Here is a 16,979-nt window from a genome sequence, read left to right as displayed (position 1 = left end):
GCTGAGCCTGCTCTTCCAGCTTACGGGAGGAATACGTATTACTCAGGTAACCATAGACCAACAGTTTCAACATCAAACGGGGATGGAAGCTGGAGGCTCCGCCTCCTTTATATTTACGGTTGATCGGTTTAACATCTACCTGATCGACAACCTGTTTAACGATCCGAACCGGATGGCCTAAAGGCACTAACTCTTCCAGGCTATAAGGTAAAAATGTCGCCTGATCCGGATCATAGGGCTTAAAAACTACTTTTCCTGACATGACTTTAAATTACAAAAATTTCACATCAAAAAAAAGAAGCTGCCTCACTTTTGAGACAGCTTCTTACTATTTATTCAATAATTACTGCGGTACCTGTTGCGGCTACCATGAGCATACTGCCACCACTTCCTACGGTTTCGTAATCAAGATCAACGCCAATTATGGCGTTAGCTCCCATTGCTGCAGCATATTGTTGCATTTCATTTACTGCAGTATCTTTTCCTTCTCTCAACACTTGTTCGTATGATCCGGACCTTCCGCCAACGATATCGCGGATTCCGGCAAAAAGGTCCTTAAAAATATTGGCGCCAATGATGGTTTCGCCACTAACAAGGCCAATATATTTGACTATTTTTTTGCCTTCTATTGTATTTGTTGTTGTAATCAGCATATGGATAGTTTTTAAGATTTGATTGATAGAAATGGGAAATGTTACAGTAATTACGACAATTTATCGAGTACCTGCTGCCAGGTGTCAACGCGTTCGTAACCGGTAATCAGCATATTGTGCGGGGAAGAAAACAATAGCTTTCTACCATTAAAACCATGAAAGTTTTTAATGCGATCGTCTATCATTATATCTACGTTGACAATTTTGTCTCCGCAGAATATGATGTTTTTCCAACTTATAAAGGGGAAATGGTCGGCTAGCCAGTCTATTTTATCCTCTAATGAATTTCTAAATTCCGTTGCTGCTGAAACGATATACACCTCATTATTTTCCTGGAGTTTCTTAACGGCCTCAATACTGCCTTCAATCACAGGGAGGTCTCTAAAAAAGCCCTTTTCATTAATATAGTCAAACCATTTGTTGTTGGCATGCTCAGGAACGTGATGGTAGATTTCGTTGCCAGGATTAACAATAAGATCCAAAGGCACACCATAGTCGCGATTATACAGTTTAATGAATTTACTTAAGGGATCAGCTAACACTTCATCCATGTCAATGGCTATTCTCATGTGATTTTGTTTTTCTCAAATATCTTTAAATCATGGAATAGTTCTGTTAATTGAATTTAAAATTATTGCATCTTGTTAATCATTAGTATTTTACTTACTTTTGCATCCCCGCAAGCACGAAGCTCCGGGAACTATGTTGAATACATAAACAAAAAGAAGAAATGGCAACTAAAATCAGATTGCAAAGATTCGGTAAAAAAGGGAAACCTTTTTTCCACGTAGTGGTAGCGGATTCCCGTTCACCAAGAGATGGTAAATTTATTGAGCGTTTAGGTTCTTACAACCCAAATACCAATCCTGCTACTATCGACCTTAATTTCGATAAAACTTTAGACTGGGTAAACAAAGGTGCTGAACCTACGGATACTTGTCGTGCTATCCTTTCTTACAAAGGTGTTTTATACAAAAAACACTTAGAAGGTGGTGTTAAAAAAGGAGCATTAACTGCTGAACAAGCTGAAGTTAAATTCGCTGAGTGGTTAACTGCAAAAGACGGACGTATTGAAGGCAAGAAAGATGGCTTAACTAAATCTAAAGATGAAGTTAGAAAAGCTGCTTTAGCTGCTGAAAGCAAGAAAAATGCTGATCGTGCTGCTGCTCTTGCTATTAAAAATGCACCAGTTGTAGAAGAAGTTGTTGCTGAAGAAGAAGTAGCTGTTGAAGAAACTCCTGCTGCTGAGGCTCCTGTTGCAACTGAAGAAGCTCCGGCTACTGAAGAGGCAACTCCTGCTGCTGAAGAAAGCAAAGAAGAAGAAGCATAATCATTTTTTTATGCTAATGGATAGCGAAGAAATTTCATGAAAATGAATTCTTCGCTATTTTTATTTTAAGTAGATATGACACAAGAAGAAGCGTTTTACATAGGGTATATTACCAAGACTAAGGGATTAAAAGGTGAAGTTCAATTGTTTTTTGAATATGATGAACCAGAATTATTGGACTTGGATGTGGTTTTTGCAGAGATAAATGGTAAAATGGTCCCGTTTTTTGTGTCATCCTGTAAGTTGCAAAACAACAATACAGGCAATTTCTATTTCGATGATGTAGATCATATAGATAAGGCTCAGGCTTTGGTGAAAAAGAAAATCTATTTGCCATTGTCTAAAATGCCAGATCGTTCTGACGAGGAGTTTCATTATTTTGATCTTAAAGGCTTTACCGTTTCGGATGAGACGCAGGGAGAGCTTGGTGAAATTATTGAAGTTAATGAATATCCCCAACAGTTTGTAGCCACGGTTTTGTATAAGGGCACAGAGATTATGTTTCCTTTAAATGAGGATATGATTGTTGAAATTGATGAGGAAGAAGAGACCTTATTGGTAGATTTACCAGAGGGTTTATTGGATATTTATCTGTCAAATTAATTTAACTTTACAAGATGCGTTTCGACATTATATCTGTTTTACCTGATTTATTGATCAGTCCTTTTGCTCATTCTATTCTTCAGCGTGCACAAAAAAAGGGCATAGCTGAAATTGTTGTACATAATTTAAGGGATTATGCAACCAATAAACAAAAGAGTGTAGACGATTATCCTTACGGTGGTGGTAGCGGCATGGTGATGTCCATTGAGCCCTTTGCAAGCTGCATTGAAGGGCTTAAGGCGGAGCGGGATTATGATGAGGTTATCTTTATGAGTCCTGACGGGGTAACGTTTAACCAGACTATTGCGAACGAGTTGTCTGGAAAAGGGAATATCATGATTTTATGCGGTCACTACAAAGGTATTGATCAGCGCATCAGAGATCTGTTTGTGACCCGGGAGATCTCAATTGGGGATTATGTCCTTTCTGGCGGAGAACTGCCGGCAGCGGTGCTTGTTGACGCCGTCGTGCGGTTAATTCCTGGGGTTTTAAACGATGAGACTTCAGCCTTGTCTGATAGTTTTCAGGGAGAGTTGCTTGATGCACCAGTTTATACCAGGCCTGCCGACTGGAGAGGTCATAAGGTTCCTGATGTTCTATTGAGTGGGCATGAAGCAAAGATCAACGAATGGCGACATGACCAGGCGCTAATTCGTACGCAAACACGTAGACCCGATCTTTTAGAAGATTAATATTCTTTCTTAGATTTTCTTTTGCTGTGTTTTTATGTGGTAAGGATTCTTGTGATTTTTTTATGGTTTTTATGCTATAAATTTTATGTTATTATAAAAAATAAATTGTTTTTTTGTGGGGATTTGAATGTTTTTTAAGTAAATTCACGTTAAAAAACTATGTCTTTGCCGTTGTTTTTAATGCAAAAGATGAATCGACTTATTATTAACCAAATTTACGCCCCATGAGTAGAGCTCGAAAATACAAGATCAATGATTTTTTATTGCGATTACCGGTACCCCAATATAGGGAAGCCATAAAGATTCTTCCCAGAGTTTTGGGAATCTCATTGAATACATTTCATAATTACAGAAATATTTTATCTAATGATAAGCAGGATATTCCTTATGAAAAAGTTGTTATGATTGAGAAGCTATTTGAAATGAAAGCAGGTGAACTCATCAATAAAGAGATGCGTTGTAAATCATTGAAGGAGCTTATGTTGCGCGAAAGCCTGAATAAGTAATTAATTCTATCAGCTAATTTATTAAACATGTATAAGTATAAGATTAATGAATATTTATATGGGCTAAACGTTATTGAATATTCGGCAGCCAGAAAGATTATTCCTCAAGAATTGGAGATTTCGATAAACACTTTTCATAATTACCGCAATATTAAAGTGAATGATGTAACAGATATCCCTTATGCCATGGTGAGAAAAATGGAGATTCTTTTTAAACTGAAGCGGGGAGGTTTGGAGAATTCGGTGATCAAAGGACCAGATTTAAAATCCTTGATCTATAAAAAGGAGAAAAAAGATTAATTATTTTTTTGTTAAGAATTGAAGATGCAAAATTGATGCTGTTCGGCTCAATCATCGCATTTTCGAAATTTATAGCTGCGGAAGATAGCGTAAAGCTAGATTTATAAAAAATAAGTTTCATTTTATAGTGATGATCAGCGGGTTGTGTTGCGCGCTATTTTTGTGGAAATGTTAAAGAATGTGGAAAAAAACAAAAAAGGCTTTTATTTTTAAAATAATATTCCTAATATTGCAGTCCGATTTTAAACAACAAAAAGTCGGCTTAATAGCTTAAAATCATGGATTTAGTAAAATTTGTTGAAGAGCAGGTAATCGCAAAAAATGAGTTTCCTGCATTCAAATCAGGAGATACAGTGAGTGTTCACTATAAAATTCGCGAAGGTAATAAAGAACGTATTCAAATTTACCAAGGCGTAGTGTTACAACGTAATAGCGTTGGTGCAAACGAAACGTTTACCGTTCGTAAAATGTCTAATGGTGTAGGTGTGGAACGTATATTCCCTATTAACTCTCCTAACATCGCTAAAATTGAAGTGAATAGCCACGGTAAAGTTCGCAGAGCGAAATTATTTTATCTGCGCGAATTGACTGGTAAAGCAGCTCGTATCAAATCTAAAAGAGTCTAACTCTTTTAAAAAAATATATTAACCTCACCGATCATATCGGTGAGGTTTTTTTGTTTGTATATCTTTGCGCCAACTAACTTAATATAATAATGAAAGAACTGTTAAAAAAATTCGAAGAGAAGCGACCTGAGATTGTTTTTGAATGGAAGGATAAGGAATCTGAAGCTGAGGGCTGGGTGGTCATTAATTCACTTCGTGGTGGTGCTGCCGGTGGGGGTACAAGGATGCGTAAGGGTTTAGACAAAAGAGAGGTTGAATCCTTAGCCAAAACAATGGAAGTAAAGTTTACGGTATCTGGCCCGCCTATCGGAGGTGCTAAATCAGGTATAAACTTTGACCCTGCTGATCCAAGGAAGAAAGAGGTATTAGAGCGTTGGTATAAAGCTGTGATGCCTTTGTTGAAGAGCTATTATGGCACCGGTGGAGATTTAAATATTGATGAGATCCATGAAGTAATTCCAATCACGGAGAATTATGGCTTATGGCACCCACAAGAGGGAGTAATCAATGGTCATTACCAAGCTAGAGAAAATGAGCGTATTCATCAGATTGGTCAATTGCGTTATGGTGTATCCAAAGTGCTGGAAGATTTAAACTATACCCCAGATATCAAAAGAAAGTATAAAGTTGCAGACATGATTACCGGCTACGGTGTGGCAGAATCAATTGCACATTTTTATAGCATTTGGGGCGGAGAATTAGCAGGTAAAAGTGCAGTAATTCAAGGCTGGGGTAACGTTGCTGCAGCGGCGGGATATTATCTGTCGCAGAATGGTGTCAAAATTGTAGGTATTATTGACCGTGTTGGCGGATTAATCAATAAGGATGGCTTTACTAAGGAAGAGATCGTGGCTTTGTTTAATAACAGGGTAGGAAACACCTTAGTGTCTCCGGATCTTATTTCTTTTGAAGAGGCCAGCAAGCAAATCTGGAATGTAGGTGCAGAGATCTTTGTTCCTGCGGCAGCATCAAGGCTTGTTAAACAAGACGAGGTAGATCAGTTGATCGCTGGTGGTTTAGAAGTAATTGCTTGCGGTGCAAACGTTCCTTTTGCAGATAAGGAGATTTTCTTTGGAAGCATTATGGAGCATGTGGATGACAATTGTGCAGTAATTCCTGACTTTATTTCAAACTGCGGTATGGCAAGGGTATTTGCTTATTTGATGCAAAGAAATGTAGAAATGAGCGATGATGCGATCTTTACCGACGCGTCTCAAGTGATTTATAAAGCAATGAAAGCGATCCATGACGAATCGCCAGAGCGCAAACAATTATCTAAAACAGCATTTGAAATTGCATTAAAACAATTGGTATAATTATGATGGACAATCAATTTTTTGAACAGATTTTCTGGGGCAATACAGTGAAGCAATATTGCTTTTTTGTTGGGATTATTTTACTTGGACTGCTGTTTAAAAGATTGGTTTCCAGGCTAATTAGCTCTGGTCTTTTTAAAATTTTTAAGAACTTTGCTGAAGAGGTTAAAGGAGAGACCTTTGCGTCGCTTCTGGTGAAGCCTATTGAGTCGTTTATTTCTTTTTGCACAATCTACCTTGCTGTCAATCATTTAACGCATCCGCTTGATACCGTCTTGTGGCATAGATCTAAAACGAAAGCAGGAGTTACCATTGGTGATTGTCTGGATAAGGTCTTTCTATTTCTGATCATTCTATCTATTTTCTGGATCATCTTAAGGATTATTGATTTTATCGCTTTTGTATTAAAACATAAGGCGGCCATAACCAATAATAGAACAGACGATCAATTGGTGCCCTTCCTAAAAGAGTTGACGAAGACATTGATCTGTTTTTTAGGTTTTTTTGTTCTATTAGGCTTCGTTTTCGAGATCAACGTCCTTACCCTGATTACTGGATTAGGGATTGGAGGTATTGCAATCGCATTGGCAGCAAAGGAAAGTCTGGAGAATCTAATAGGGTCATTTACCATATTTTTGGATAAACCTTTTACGGTTGGTGATGTGGTTAAAGTGGATGGTATTGAAGGAACAATCGATAAGGTTGGCTTTAGAAGTACCTGGTTGATTAGCCCTGATAAAACAACAATTGTTATTCCTAACAGAGCAATGATTGATGGTGTACTTGAAAACGTAACCTTGAGAAACTACCGAAGAGTAAATTTCTTTATCGGTATAACTTTCGAGACAGATCCAGCGGATATTAAATTGATCGTAAAAGCCATTGGAGACTTTCTAACGGCACATCCCGATACAAAGGATGGTTCTGCTACATTTGATAATTTTGGCGATTTTGCGTTGCATATACAGGTGGTTTACCTTGTGAATAATATGGATAACAGCAGGTACTTACAAGTTAAAGAAGAGATTAACTTTAAGCTGATGGAGATTGTTAAGCAGTATCGGTCTAGCTTTGCTTATCCAACCCAAAGATCAATAGGAGATACCGCTAAATAAAGCAAAACTAGATATAAACAAAAAATGCCCGGATCATTCCGGGCATTTTTTGTTATTGATAATTTATGGATGCTTATGCAAGCTCGGCTAATACTGTAATTCCGCCTTTTACAACTTGATTTAGTTCCAGATTTACTTTCGTGCCAATAGGTAAGAATATGTCAACTCTTGAGCCGAATTTGATAAACCCAAACTCTTTAGTCTGCTCAACTTTATCTCCTTCTTTCACGTACCAAACGATTCTTCTGGCAAGCGCACCTGCAATTTGTCTGAACAATACAGGCGTACCGTTTTTATGTTCTACAACTACCGTAGTTCTTTCGTTCTCTGTAGATGATTTAGGATTCCATGCCGCTAAATACTTTCCAGGGTGATATTTAAAAAATTTAACAACGCCAGAAATAGGGTTTCTGTTGATGTGTACATTTACAGGAGACATGAATATCGACACCTGCAATCTTTTGTCTTTAAAATATTCTCCTTCTTCAGTTTCCTCTATTACCACAACTTTTCCGTCTGCAGGGCAGATCACCAAGTTTTCTCCGCTAGTAAATGTGCGGGATGGGTTTCTAAAAAACTGTAGAACAATAACGAAAAGCGAAAAAGAGAAAATGTAGATTAACCACCTTAACCAGGTTACGTCATCAAATTTATAAGAAACAATAGCATTCAGAATAAATATGAAAAGGACAGATAATGCAATGGTGGTGTAACCTTCTTTGTGTATGGTCATTGATGTAGATTGATATTAAAATGTATGTTTTCACAAAATTGTGAAAAAAAAATTACATTTAAGGTAAGGGGGAGGGAACTGTTTTCTCTCTGTAGATATCTTTTAAGTTTCGGCCAAGCCCAATATAGTCTAAACCATAGCCCACCACAAACTCATTTGCGATTTCAAAACCAACGTATTCAAGTTCTTTTATGGGTACTTTTAAAGCCGCAGGTTTGAACAAAAGTGTACAGACCTTAACTGATGCAGGAACTTGCTTATGGATCTCATTGATAACGTAATTAAGCGTAAGGCCGCTATCTACAATATCTTCAACGATGATGATGTCTCTGTTATGCAGGTTATCCGGTAAGCCAAATGCTTCTTTTACCTCCCCGCTGCTTTCGGCCCCTTCGTAGGATGAGACTCGGATGAAGCCAATTTCACAAGGGATCTCGACTTCCTTCAGAAGGTCAGCCATAAATAAAAAACTACCATTTAATACACCAATAAATATGGGGCATCTGTTTTCGTAGTCTACATTGATTTGTATTCCAATTAAACGAGTTCTTTTGCTGATGGTATGATTCTCCAAAAGAATTTCGAAGGTCCTATCTTCTATTTCAATATTGTTCATGTTGCTTATAGCTGTTTAACCTTCTCTAGTTCTTTTTCTCTTTTTCGTTGCTCACGACGCTCCTGCCTCAATTCTTTTCTTGTTTTAGTCGTGTCTGTTTTTACAGCACTGGTATCTTTTTTCTGTTTACCGAATATCCGGTCAAATAAGCTCTTTGGTGCATCATGAGTCTCTATCGTTGGTAATGGATCGTCATTGTCAAATGCATTGGTGTCTATTTTTGTTGAGTCAGGCAACAAGTACTTTCTTAATCCTTCGCGCAGGCGGACGTTGTAAAAGCCATATCCGCTACTATCGCTAGGTGTTAAGCCTCTTCCAGCCATAATTTTTCCAATAAATTTGAAATAAGGATAAAGGTAGTCTTTAAGACCTCCGTCATCTTTAAACTTATACAAAGCTATTTTTGGTCTCGGGACAATATTGGCTAGAAAAATTCCTTCGCCAATATTCAGATCAGAAGGTTTTTTGCCAAAATAATATCTTGTAGCTTCTCCAATTCCATAAATGTTTTGGCCCATTTCAATGATGTTGAAATAAACCTCCAGCATTCTGTTTTTACTCACCAGCCTATTATTTTCAATCAACCATACAATAAGAATTTCTTCTGCTTTTCTTGACAGTGTTTTTTGCCTGCTTAAGAATACATTTTTTACCAACTGCATGGAAATTGTGCTTCCACCCCTGACAAATTTCTTTGCCTTGAAGTTTACGGCAATAGATTTTCGAATAGATTCCTGTACAAAGCCCTTGTGGGTAAAGAAAGAAGGGTCTTCCGAGGTCAGTATGGCATTTTTGAAGTTGCTGGAAACCTCCGATAATGGTGTATAATTCGGGTTGGCAGGACCGATTAGAATATCACGCATAGGTTTACCACGTTCGTATGGCGTATAAACAAAATCTCCATTTATCTTTTGAAGATCTGTTTTTCCCCATTTAAGGATTTTAAAATTAGTAGGTGTTAAAGAGGAGTTGAATTTTACACTGTCTGGGAGCGAACTGTCAAGGTAAAAATCAAGGTCATACCGGATCTTACCACTTACTTGCATTCCATCAAGAGACTCAAATAGGCCCTGCGGAAAAGCAGTTAAAATTTCCTGTGCATCCTGCTCTGGAGCACGAAGCTTTACCTCGTAAATTTTGTTCGGTGATAACGTGTATTTTAAATAAGGGTGAAGGGTTGCTTTTTGAAGAAATACGGTCGAAGAACTGTCTAGTGCAACAAAATTCTTTCCGATAAGCATATCGGCATCAATTTTTGCATTCGAAACGACGATGTCGTTGGTCGCAATCTTAGGATGGTTAATCAGTAAGTTCTTTATCGACCAGGATCCAGATATTTTAAAATTATCACCACTAAAATCGGCATTTTTCATTTCTGTTCTTACCGTGTCAAAACTTAATTTGGCATGGAGTTTATGATCCAGATAAGGCAACTCTACTTTCTTTTTATCTGCGAACAGCATGATATCCAATTGTTTCTTTCCGGGTTTTACGATCCCGTTAATGTGCCAGGTAGATTCTGTGCCGTTTACTAAAATAGTTGAATTCAAGTCACCACCGTCTATTGTGGCTTTGGTGGTCAAGAAAGTAAGCTTAGCGGTATCATTATCGTTTACATTCAATAGAAAATCTGTGATTTCCATATTGTCAGGTATTTTATACAAAACCTGATTGAGCAGATCATGAGCAAGATCGGCAAGGCCTGTTTTAGTTTTATTTTCTGTACTATCTTTCTTTTTTCTTTTCAGGATGAAGTCGAGATTACTTAAAGAATCTCTGAAAACCACATTAAGCTTACCTACATTTAAGTTAATTTCGGAGAGTTTAACATCGCCAAAAATCAACGGAAAAAGCTTTACCCCGATGGTCATATCATTTATGGTGGTCAGGGTATCTCGGTCTTTAGGGACTACCGAGATGTTTTTCATGTGAACCGTACTTAATCCATTAAATCCATATTCAGCAATTTTAACATCAAGTCCATAATCATTTTCAGCCTTTGCAATGGCCTTTGTCATCATTTTTGTTAATAGGGCTTCTCTTTTTGTGTAGGCAATAACACCCCCAACGATCAGTAGAAGAAGAAAAATCCCCAATACCCACGCTCCGGTCTTTATGTACTTTTTGGGGATGTTAATTTTTGGAAGATGCATGCTATGAAATAGATTTTATTGCTAAACGTTAAACTCAAATGTTTATTTCGTGTTAAAATTACAATAAAAAGGGGCATTTGAAATTAATTATGGCCGTCTTTTGTTAATTTTGAATAATGATGATTAGCCCAGAACAAGTTCTAGCCGCTTTGAGAAATGTTGAGGATCCAGATCTTAAGAAAGATTTGGTTACGCTGAACATGATCAAAGACTTAAAAATAGTTGATAAACAGGTAAGTTTCACCTTAGAGTTAACCACCCCTGCTTGTCCCATGAAGGATATGCTCAAAAATGCATGTCTAAATGCAGTTAAGCATTTTGTGAGTCAGGAAGCAGAGGTAGAGATAAATATTACTTCTAGAGTAACCAAACCGATGGATACCACACAGCTTAAAGCGATCAGAAATATTATTTTGGTTTCTTCGGGTAAGGGTGGCGTTGGTAAATCTACTGTGGCCAGTAACCTGGCGATTACGCTTGCGGCTGATGGTGCGAAAGTAGGCCTAATAGACGCTGATATTTATGGGCCATCTGTGCCGATCATGTTTGATCTTGTGGGCGCAAAGCCGTCTGCACGGGAAACAGAAGATGGCAAGACATTAATTATGCCTATAGAGAAATATGGGATAAAACTTCTTTCTCTAGGCTTTTTTGCAGATCCTGATCAGCCTGTACCATGGCGCGGACCAATGGCCTCTAATGCAGTGAAGCAGCTTTTTAATGATGCTGACTGGGGTGAGTTGGATTACCTGATTGTGGATCTTCCACCGGGAACAGGTGATATTCATATTACTATTACTCAAAGTTTCCCAATAGCTGGTGCTGTAATTGTGACTACCCCTCAGCAGGTCGCTTTGGCAGATACACGTAAAGGATTGGCTATGTTTAAAATGCCGAGCATCAACATCCCTGTATTAGGAGTGATTGAGAACATGGCTTATTTTACACCGGAAGAGCTGCCAGACAATAAGTACTATATTTTTGGAAAAGACGGTGGCAAGGAACTGGCAAAATCGTTTGCTGTACCATTCCTTGGAGAAATTCCAATTGTGCAAAGCATCACTGCAGGCGGTGATAGCGGCAGACCAGTGGCTTTAGACAAGGACAACAAAATAGCGGTGTCTTTTACTGAAATTGCAGGTAGAGTTGCACAACAAATCGCGATTAATAATGCGCAAACCGTAGCAGCCAATCCTCTGGTTGCTGAGAAATGATATTAAATGAGGAAAAAAATTACTATTTTTATATTTTAATATACCAAAATGAATTTAACAGAAAAAGTAGAGCAGGCTTTAGAAACTATCCGCCCATATTTAATTGCTGATGGTGGAAATGTTGCTATAGAGGAGATTACGGCGAATAATGTGGTTAGATTGAAATTATTGGGTAACTGCGGATCTTGCAAAATGAGTTTTATGACCATGAAAGCAGGGATTGAGCAAGCTATTATGAAAGCTGTTCCTCAAATTACCGCCGTTGAAGCAATAAACCTGGTAGAACCGGTTTAAATGATTTAACACAATTTAACTAGCCGTTTTATTTATAACAGCTATTTTTGTAATATGAAGTATTTGCTAACCATCATGTTGTCTCTTTTTGTTTCTTCAGTATTTGCTCAGCAAATTACTAAGGAGAAACAATTGATTCAATTCGCCGGAATTATTACCGATGTGGATAGTAATACAGTTGTTCCTTATGTAACGGTTACCAATTTAACCAATAAGGAACAACGCTATGCCGCCAACTATAAAGGATATTTCTCTTTTATAGCGCATCCTGGAGATACGATATTGTATAGTGCAGTTGGTTATAAAGATTTATTGTTGGCTATTCCTTCGCAAATTAATGACAGTAAGTATACCGCCATGATTAAAATGAAGGCAGAGATTGTAAACTTGCCGACCGTACGGGTTTATCCATGGGCAACCGTAGAGGACTTCACAAGGGATTTTATGTCTATGAAGATTGCAGATGATGATTACGTTATTGCCGCCCGAAATCTTTCTTCTGAGAGTCTTGGTGGGCTAATGATGACCCTACCAAGGGATGGTGGAGAGATTCAAAGTATCAACAATAGGCTAAACCATGATCGTGCTTTAAACAAGAACATGGTTCAAACGAATCCGCTATTAAACCCATTTGCATGGGGTAAATTGATGCAATCTATCTTTAAAGGAGATAAGGTTAGAAGCGAAAGCAACTAGCGCTTTCTGCTCTGATTCGGAAAACGCATTTTATAGTCAGCTTTTATATTTCCTTTAGAAATCGCATCTAGCTTGCTTTTCAGCATTCTTTTACGCAATAAACTTAAAGTGTCTGTAAATAGCTTTCCTTCGATATGATCGTATTCGTGTTGTATTACACGTGCAGGCATTCCAGTAACTTCTTCCTCATGTTGTACCCAGTTCTCATCGTAATATTTGATACGGATGTTAGGTTTGCGCATTACATCTTCTCTAATGTCAGGGATACTTAAGCAACCTTCATTAAAAGCCCAAGGCTCGCCTGTTTCTTCGATGATTTCGGCGTTGATGAAGACCTTTTTAAACTTGCTTTTATCATTCTCATCTGCCCCTGTATCTACGATGAACAAGCGTATCGGCAAACCCACTTGTGGAGCGGCCAGCCCAACGCCATGTGCGTGGTACATGGTTTCGAACATGTTGCTGATTAATTGTTTTAGATCCGGATAATTCTCGTCAATTGGTGTGCACACTTTTTTAAGAACCGGATCTCCGTAAGCTATAATGGGAAATTTCATGGTACAAAAGTACAAATATTACCCTAAAGGATAAAAGGTTAGGGCTGTAAGATTACTTTCATCTAATATTTCGTTGGCAATATTGGCCATATCAGCAGTGCTAACGGCCTGAATTTTCTTAAATACAGTTTCGAGATCATCGATTTTGTCATAATCAATCAGGCTTTTTGCCATCGCGATGATTAAGCCGATCCTGTTTTCTTCGCCTAGCGCTATTTGTCCAATGAACTTATTTTTTGCCTTTTGGAGCTGAACTTCTGTCAAAGGATGATCCTTTATTTTTTTAAATTCTTTAAGAATTAGCGACCAGGCTCTGCTTACTTTCTCTTTATCAGTACCAAAATATAAGGTAAAAATACCGGTGTCGCTAAGTGGGCTGTATCCGGTTTCAATGGTATAGGCGATGCCGTATTTTTCGCGGATTTGTAAGTTCAAAATAGAGCTCATTCCGGTACCCCCAATCAGGTTATTCAGTAATAAAAGCCCCGTTTTATAAGGATGGTGCAAGGAATAGGCTTGGGTACCCATCATGGCGTGTGCCTGTTGAATGGGCTTTTGAAAGCTTTGAGTAATTGCAACATTCTTTATAGGAGCAATTCTAGATAAACCATGCAGATTGGCCGGGATGTCTGCATAATGCTTCGATCCAACCTTTACTACCTTGTTTAAGGTGTAGTTCCCCAGCACCGCAACTACTATCTTGTCCGTGTGATAATTGTCTTTAATGAACTGTAGAATATCTTTTTTGTCTAGTTTACTTACGCTCTCAGTCGTTCCTAATATGTTTCGGCCTAGTGGATGCCCTGCGAAAACAAGGTCCTCAAAGTCGTCATAGATCGCTTCTTCAGGTTGGTCCAGATAAGATGCGATTTCGTCCAGAACTACACTTTTTTCCTTTTCTATTTCATCTTCAGGGAAGGTAGAATGAAAAACAATATCGTTAAATAGCTCTAAAGTCCTATCCAGATATGGATTAAGGAAGGAAGCATGAATGCAGGTATATTCTTTAGTGGTGTATGCATTTAAGTCGGCACCTACACTTTCCAGTCTGTTCAGGATTTGGTTGGTGTTACGCTTTTCTGTACGCTTAAATACCAGGTGCTCAATAAAGTGGGCGAGGCCAGATTTGTCCTCTTTTTCATCTCTCGAACCACTGTTTATGATGATACAAGCATGAGATATTGCCGATGCTGAAGGCACATGAAGTAAGCGAATGCCATTTGGCAAGGTATGAACGTTGTATTCCATAAAGGCGCAAAGGTACGTAAGATTAACGAAAAGCGATAGGCATTAGAAACTACCGCTAGAGCCGCCACCGCCAAAATTTCCACCACCCATACGATGTGAATCTGTACCAACCGGCTGACTGGAAAGTGTTTCTCCAACAATAAGAGATTCCACCTGAATCTTATCTAAGATATGTCCATCCGCTATTTCTGCAGCTGTAAAGCCGTTTCTAGGGCTTTTTAGATACTTCATTGTAAACCAGGCAATACCAATTAAAGCAATACCTACCAGTACAAGTACCAGTTCTGTTGGCAGAATATGGTAATAATTTCTAAAGGTAAAAGCCGCCACTGCCACTAATATAAACCCTCCACGAAGTAAAACAACATCTTTTTTCTTCAGTCCGAAGCCAATATATAACAAAGGGATGATAAAAGTCCATAGCCAAAAGAACCAGGCAAAGGGAATATATTGACCTTCTTCTAATGCAGCATCGCTCAGGCTTGCCCCAAGTTCTCGCACAATAAAGTAGTTTCCAGATAGATATAAGAGCAGCAGGCTTATCATTTTTATAGCGCTGATGCAGTTGTTATAGAATGGGTACATTCTACGTTGGAGCAGTAGATCGGCGGCATAATATATTGCTCCAGAAAGTACCATCATCAGGAAAGGCAATGTTTGAAGGGCATAAAATCCGATCTCCATCCATCCATAAAAGATAAAGGCTGCAAACGAAAGCATGCAAGTTATTGCGATTAAAATATCAGCGAATCTAGCCGTAAAATAGGCAGAAAGGAGAAAGATAAAACCAGAGATAAAAAGCTCCTCCTGTTGGATCTTTTTAGAAAGAGAAATGCTGTCCATCATAAATATGTAAGCGAAGAGCAGCAGCCCTGCAGATACCCACATTAAAGCATCATCTGCGCCAGACTGATAATGATGCTTTACAATGACCATAAATTCTAAAGCAACATAAGTTACCACACCAAGAAAAAGGAGGTAGTAGAAAGAATCGATGATCTTAAAATCATATAGGAACAAGCTTAAAAGGCCTATGCTGAAACTGAGTATAACCAGCGTGAGCAAAAATATCCCTGCTCTCATAAAGATATTGGGGCTGTAAAAACCTACAGGATACTTCTTCTTTATGTTATTATGCTCCTCTGTATCGATATCTCCTTGTGCAAATGCAATTGCGGCCTCATGCTGAATGCTAGTGCTGTTAAGCCATTCTTTATTGTAGATGATCATAAGGATTTTACTTTCTTATTTAGGTGAACTAACACTTTTATAAATGCGATGGCTGAGATAATGAAATAAAAGAAGCCAAGATAAACTACGCCCATATCATTTCCTTTTACCAGGAAGTGAATTACCAATGCAGAGATGGCGATGTAAGAATAAATCGTGCACAAAAGCAAAAAATAGAAAGATTTATGGCGGATTGCATTGTTGTAAATATACCAGGTAAAAACAAGTAACAAGATGATCCATAGGATAGAAAATTCGTTCTTGGAATCTTCGAAATACCCAAATAAAAGCGCGATGAAGGTCACGTGTGTACCGAAATGAAGATAAGTAAAATGAAAATGCTTTTTGATATGGAAGCGTTCCGTTAGAAAAGCAACAAGGACCAAAAATAAGCCAAGAAATAACCCAGTTAAAATGAAGGTTCGACCGTCGCTTTCTGCTATATTTGATAACAACGTCATGGGATTTACCGAGATGCCCAGCCAAACACCTAAGTTGGTGATGGCCATAGACAGGATTCCCAGATGGTCAAAGTCGTATGCCACATAAAATAGCATCAACATTGGAATAAAGGTTGCAAGACCATAATTATTTCCGAATACGCCGTACTGAAACTGTAGGTAGCCGATAAAAATCAGGAAGCTGAGGCAAGCCAGCAGCAATAGATAGTCAAAAAGGGAGTCTGGAGAATTTACTTTTTCTTTGCTGAAGGGCTTTTTTCGGCGATAACAATAAAAGAAACAACCGATGCATACAGCGGCAATAAAGGCTAAAATAATCTGATGACCAATAGTATCTATATTTTTATAAATAAGAATGCCTAAACCGGTACTCAGCAACATCACGCCTAGATAGAGCAGAGATTTCAATTCCCAATGTAACGAGAACAATTGATTGCGTTTTTTCTCGCGGATATTATCTAAGGTTTCTTGTCGGATGCAACCTTCCTCAAATAGTTTTTCATATAGACCGGTGTTCATGATCAAAAGAGTTAATGTATGTCAAGTATAGCAAAATTATTTGGAGTAGTAAGCAGATAGATTTGCAGCGAGCTTACTGTCAATTTGACAACATAGTTAGTTTGGAATAGCCATTGA

The 16,979-nt window shown here is 38.2% G+C and carries 21 protein-coding genes; 11 read left to right on the top strand and 10 right to left on the bottom strand.

What is annotated here, in order from left to right:
• The 3 genes from BLS35_RS26850 to BLS35_RS26840 all read right to left on the bottom strand — a co-directional run.
• A partial coding sequence (locus BLS35_RS26850; protein ID WP_175459640.1) for a transposase occupies positions 1–262 on the bottom strand: 262 nt, incomplete at its 3' end.
• A 70-nt stretch (positions 263–332) separates the two neighbouring features.
• Positions 333–653, bottom strand: coding sequence for a heavy metal-binding domain-containing protein (locus BLS35_RS26845; protein WP_090787609.1), 321 nt, complete (start codon positions 651–653; stop codon positions 333–335).
• A 50-nt stretch (positions 654–703) separates the two neighbouring features.
• Positions 704–1,222, bottom strand: a complete 519-nt coding sequence (locus tag BLS35_RS26840) for a 5' nucleotidase, NT5C type (protein ID WP_254779163.1) — start codon at positions 1,220–1,222, stop codon at positions 704–706.
• Positions 1,223–1,383: 161 nt separating this feature from the next.
• On the opposite strand from BLS35_RS26840, the gene BLS35_RS26835 reads away from it, so the two are divergent.
• The 8 genes from BLS35_RS26835 (at position 1,384) to BLS35_RS26800 (ending at position 7,141) form a co-directional block, all read left to right on the top strand.
• Positions 1,384–1,983, top strand: coding sequence for a 30S ribosomal protein S16 (locus tag BLS35_RS26835; protein ID WP_090787607.1), 600 nt, complete (start codon positions 1,384–1,386; stop codon positions 1,981–1,983).
• A 75-nt stretch (positions 1,984–2,058) separates the two neighbouring features.
• Positions 2,059–2,586: a ribosome maturation factor RimM gene (gene rimM, locus BLS35_RS26830; RefSeq protein WP_090787604.1), complete on the top strand. Its 528-nt coding sequence runs from the start codon at positions 2,059–2,061 to the stop codon at positions 2,584–2,586.
• A gap of 14 nt (positions 2,587–2,600) precedes the next feature.
• Positions 2,601–3,278 carry a tRNA (guanosine(37)-N1)-methyltransferase TrmD gene (trmD, locus tag BLS35_RS26825; protein WP_090787602.1) on the top strand — a complete coding sequence of 226 codons (678 nt, stop codon included), beginning with the start codon at positions 2,601–2,603 and terminating at the stop codon, positions 3,276–3,278.
• 224 nt (positions 3,279–3,502) lie between these two features.
• Complete coding sequence (locus BLS35_RS26820) at positions 3,503–3,784, top strand: hypothetical protein (RefSeq protein WP_090787600.1); 282 nt, start codon at positions 3,503–3,505, stop codon at positions 3,782–3,784.
• Between the two features lie 27 nt (positions 3,785–3,811).
• Positions 3,812–4,084 (top strand): hypothetical protein, encoded by a 273-nt coding sequence (locus tag BLS35_RS26815; RefSeq protein ID WP_090787597.1) that lies wholly within the window; start codon positions 3,812–3,814, stop codon positions 4,082–4,084.
• Positions 4,085–4,362: 278 nt separating this feature from the next.
• Entirely contained in the window at positions 4,363–4,710 is a 348-nt protein-coding gene (gene rplS, locus BLS35_RS26810) for a 50S ribosomal protein L19 (protein WP_008241658.1), read from the top strand.
• 89 nt (positions 4,711–4,799) lie between these two features.
• Entirely contained in the window at positions 4,800–6,026 is a 1,227-nt protein-coding gene (locus tag BLS35_RS26805; protein ID WP_090787594.1) for a Glu/Leu/Phe/Val dehydrogenase dimerization domain-containing protein, read from the top strand.
• Positions 6,027–6,028: 2 nt separating this feature from the next.
• Entirely contained in the window at positions 6,029–7,141 is a 1,113-nt protein-coding gene (locus BLS35_RS26800; protein WP_254779160.1) for a mechanosensitive ion channel family protein, read from the top strand.
• Positions 7,142–7,214: 73 nt separating this feature from the next.
• Here the strand turns inward: BLS35_RS26800 and BLS35_RS26795 are convergent, their stop codons facing one another.
• From BLS35_RS26795 to BLS35_RS26785, 3 genes are read right to left on the bottom strand one after another with little or no spacing between them, the layout of a single operon-like run.
• Entirely contained in the window at positions 7,215–7,874 is a 660-nt protein-coding gene (locus BLS35_RS26795) for a phosphatidylserine decarboxylase family protein (RefSeq protein ID WP_090787587.1), read from the bottom strand.
• Between the two features lie 58 nt (positions 7,875–7,932).
• On the bottom strand, positions 7,933–8,490 hold the full coding sequence (gene hpt, locus BLS35_RS26790) for a hypoxanthine phosphoribosyltransferase (protein WP_090787584.1): 558 nt from the start codon (positions 8,488–8,490) through the stop codon (positions 7,933–7,935).
• A 5-nt stretch (positions 8,491–8,495) separates the two neighbouring features.
• Positions 8,496–10,511 (bottom strand): transglycosylase domain-containing protein, encoded by a 2,016-nt coding sequence (locus BLS35_RS26785; protein ID WP_371328267.1) that lies wholly within the window; start codon positions 10,509–10,511, stop codon positions 8,496–8,498.
• 251 nt (positions 10,512–10,762) lie between these two features.
• Here BLS35_RS26785 and BLS35_RS26780 point away from each other — a divergent pair, with 251 nt between their 5' ends.
• The 3 genes from BLS35_RS26780 to BLS35_RS26770 are packed head-to-tail and all read left to right on the top strand — an operon-like array spanning position 10,763 to position 12,847.
• Positions 10,763–11,857 (top strand): Mrp/NBP35 family ATP-binding protein, encoded by a 1,095-nt coding sequence (locus BLS35_RS26780; protein WP_090787625.1) that lies wholly within the window; start codon positions 10,763–10,765, stop codon positions 11,855–11,857.
• Between the two features lie 48 nt (positions 11,858–11,905).
• On the top strand, positions 11,906–12,151 hold the full coding sequence (locus tag BLS35_RS26775) for a NifU family protein (protein WP_090787579.1): 246 nt from the start codon (positions 11,906–11,908) through the stop codon (positions 12,149–12,151).
• Positions 12,152–12,205: 54 nt separating this feature from the next.
• Positions 12,206–12,847, top strand: coding sequence for a peptidase associated/transthyretin-like domain-containing protein (locus tag BLS35_RS26770; protein ID WP_090787576.1), 642 nt, complete (start codon positions 12,206–12,208; stop codon positions 12,845–12,847).
• On the opposite strand, the gene def is transcribed toward BLS35_RS26770, so the two are convergent.
• Genes def through BLS35_RS26750 form a run of 4 tightly spaced genes read right to left on the bottom strand, consistent with a single transcriptional unit; the run spans position 12,844 to position 16,862 of the window.
• Positions 12,844–13,404 carry a peptide deformylase gene (def, locus tag BLS35_RS26765; protein ID WP_090787573.1) on the bottom strand — a complete coding sequence of 187 codons (561 nt, stop codon included), beginning with the start codon at positions 13,402–13,404 and terminating at the stop codon, positions 12,844–12,846. The two genes, BLS35_RS26770 and def, sit on opposite strands and share 4 nt — an antisense overlap.
• Before the next feature lie 18 nt (positions 13,405–13,422).
• Complete coding sequence (locus BLS35_RS26760; protein ID WP_090787570.1) at positions 13,423–14,652, bottom strand: M16 family metallopeptidase; 1,230 nt, start codon at positions 14,650–14,652, stop codon at positions 13,423–13,425.
• Positions 14,653–14,694: 42 nt separating this feature from the next.
• Positions 14,695–15,882, bottom strand: a complete 1,188-nt coding sequence (locus BLS35_RS26755; RefSeq protein ID WP_090787567.1) for a hypothetical protein — start codon at positions 15,880–15,882, stop codon at positions 14,695–14,697.
• Positions 15,879–16,862: a DUF2157 domain-containing protein gene (locus BLS35_RS26750; protein WP_090787564.1), complete on the bottom strand. Its 984-nt coding sequence runs from the start codon at positions 16,860–16,862 to the stop codon at positions 15,879–15,881. The genes BLS35_RS26755 and BLS35_RS26750 overlap by 4 nt, the downstream gene beginning before the upstream one ends.
• Between the last annotated feature and the right edge of the window lie 117 nt (positions 16,863–16,979).

Origin of the sequence: Pedobacter sp. ok626, from assembly GCF_900100435.1 — a bacterium.
Taxonomy (GTDB): domain Bacteria; phylum Bacteroidota; class Bacteroidia; order Sphingobacteriales; family Sphingobacteriaceae; genus Pedobacter.
Note: the sequence above shows the minus strand (reverse complement) of the source record. Positions and strands in the feature narration are given on the sequence as shown.

Coding starts and splice junctions, on each gene's coding strand:
- BLS35_RS26845 (WP_090787609.1), bottom strand. CDS start 653: ATGCTGATTACAACAACAAATACAATAGAAGGCAAAAAAATAGTCAAA.
- BLS35_RS26840 (WP_254779163.1), bottom strand. CDS start 1,222: ATGAGAATAGCCATTGACATGGATGAAGTGTTAGCTGATCCCTTAAGT.
- BLS35_RS26835 (WP_090787607.1), top strand. CDS start 1,384: ATGGCAACTAAAATCAGATTGCAAAGATTCGGTAAAAAAGGGAAACCT.
- rimM (WP_090787604.1), top strand. CDS start 2,059: ATGACACAAGAAGAAGCGTTTTACATAGGGTATATTACCAAGACTAAG.
- trmD (WP_090787602.1), top strand. CDS start 2,601: ATGCGTTTCGACATTATATCTGTTTTACCTGATTTATTGATCAGTCCT.
- BLS35_RS26820 (WP_090787600.1), top strand. CDS start 3,503: ATGAGTAGAGCTCGAAAATACAAGATCAATGATTTTTTATTGCGATTA.
- BLS35_RS26815 (WP_090787597.1), top strand. CDS start 3,812: ATGTATAAGTATAAGATTAATGAATATTTATATGGGCTAAACGTTATT.
- rplS (WP_008241658.1), top strand. CDS start 4,363: ATGGATTTAGTAAAATTTGTTGAAGAGCAGGTAATCGCAAAAAATGAG.
- BLS35_RS26805 (WP_090787594.1), top strand. CDS start 4,800: ATGAAAGAACTGTTAAAAAAATTCGAAGAGAAGCGACCTGAGATTGTT.
- BLS35_RS26800 (WP_254779160.1), top strand. CDS start 6,029: ATGATGGACAATCAATTTTTTGAACAGATTTTCTGGGGCAATACAGTG.
- BLS35_RS26795 (WP_090787587.1), bottom strand. CDS start 7,874: ATGACCATACACAAAGAAGGTTACACCACCATTGCATTATCTGTCCTT.
- hpt (WP_090787584.1), bottom strand. CDS start 8,490: ATGAACAATATTGAAATAGAAGATAGGACCTTCGAAATTCTTTTGGAG.
- BLS35_RS26785 (WP_371328267.1), bottom strand. CDS start 10,511: ATGATGACAAAGGCCATTGCAAAGGCTGAAAATGATTATGGACTTGAT.
- BLS35_RS26780 (WP_090787625.1), top strand. CDS start 10,763: ATGATTAGCCCAGAACAAGTTCTAGCCGCTTTGAGAAATGTTGAGGAT.
- BLS35_RS26775 (WP_090787579.1), top strand. CDS start 11,906: ATGAATTTAACAGAAAAAGTAGAGCAGGCTTTAGAAACTATCCGCCCA.
- BLS35_RS26770 (WP_090787576.1), top strand. CDS start 12,206: ATGAAGTATTTGCTAACCATCATGTTGTCTCTTTTTGTTTCTTCAGTA.
- def (WP_090787573.1), bottom strand. CDS start 13,404: ATGAAATTTCCCATTATAGCTTACGGAGATCCGGTTCTTAAAAAAGTG.
- BLS35_RS26760 (WP_090787570.1), bottom strand. CDS start 14,652: ATGGAATACAACGTTCATACCTTGCCAAATGGCATTCGCTTACTTCAT.
- BLS35_RS26755 (WP_090787567.1), bottom strand. CDS start 15,882: ATGATCATCTACAATAAAGAATGGCTTAACAGCACTAGCATTCAGCAT.
- BLS35_RS26750 (WP_090787564.1), bottom strand. CDS start 16,862: ATGAACACCGGTCTATATGAAAAACTATTTGAGGAAGGTTGCATCCGA.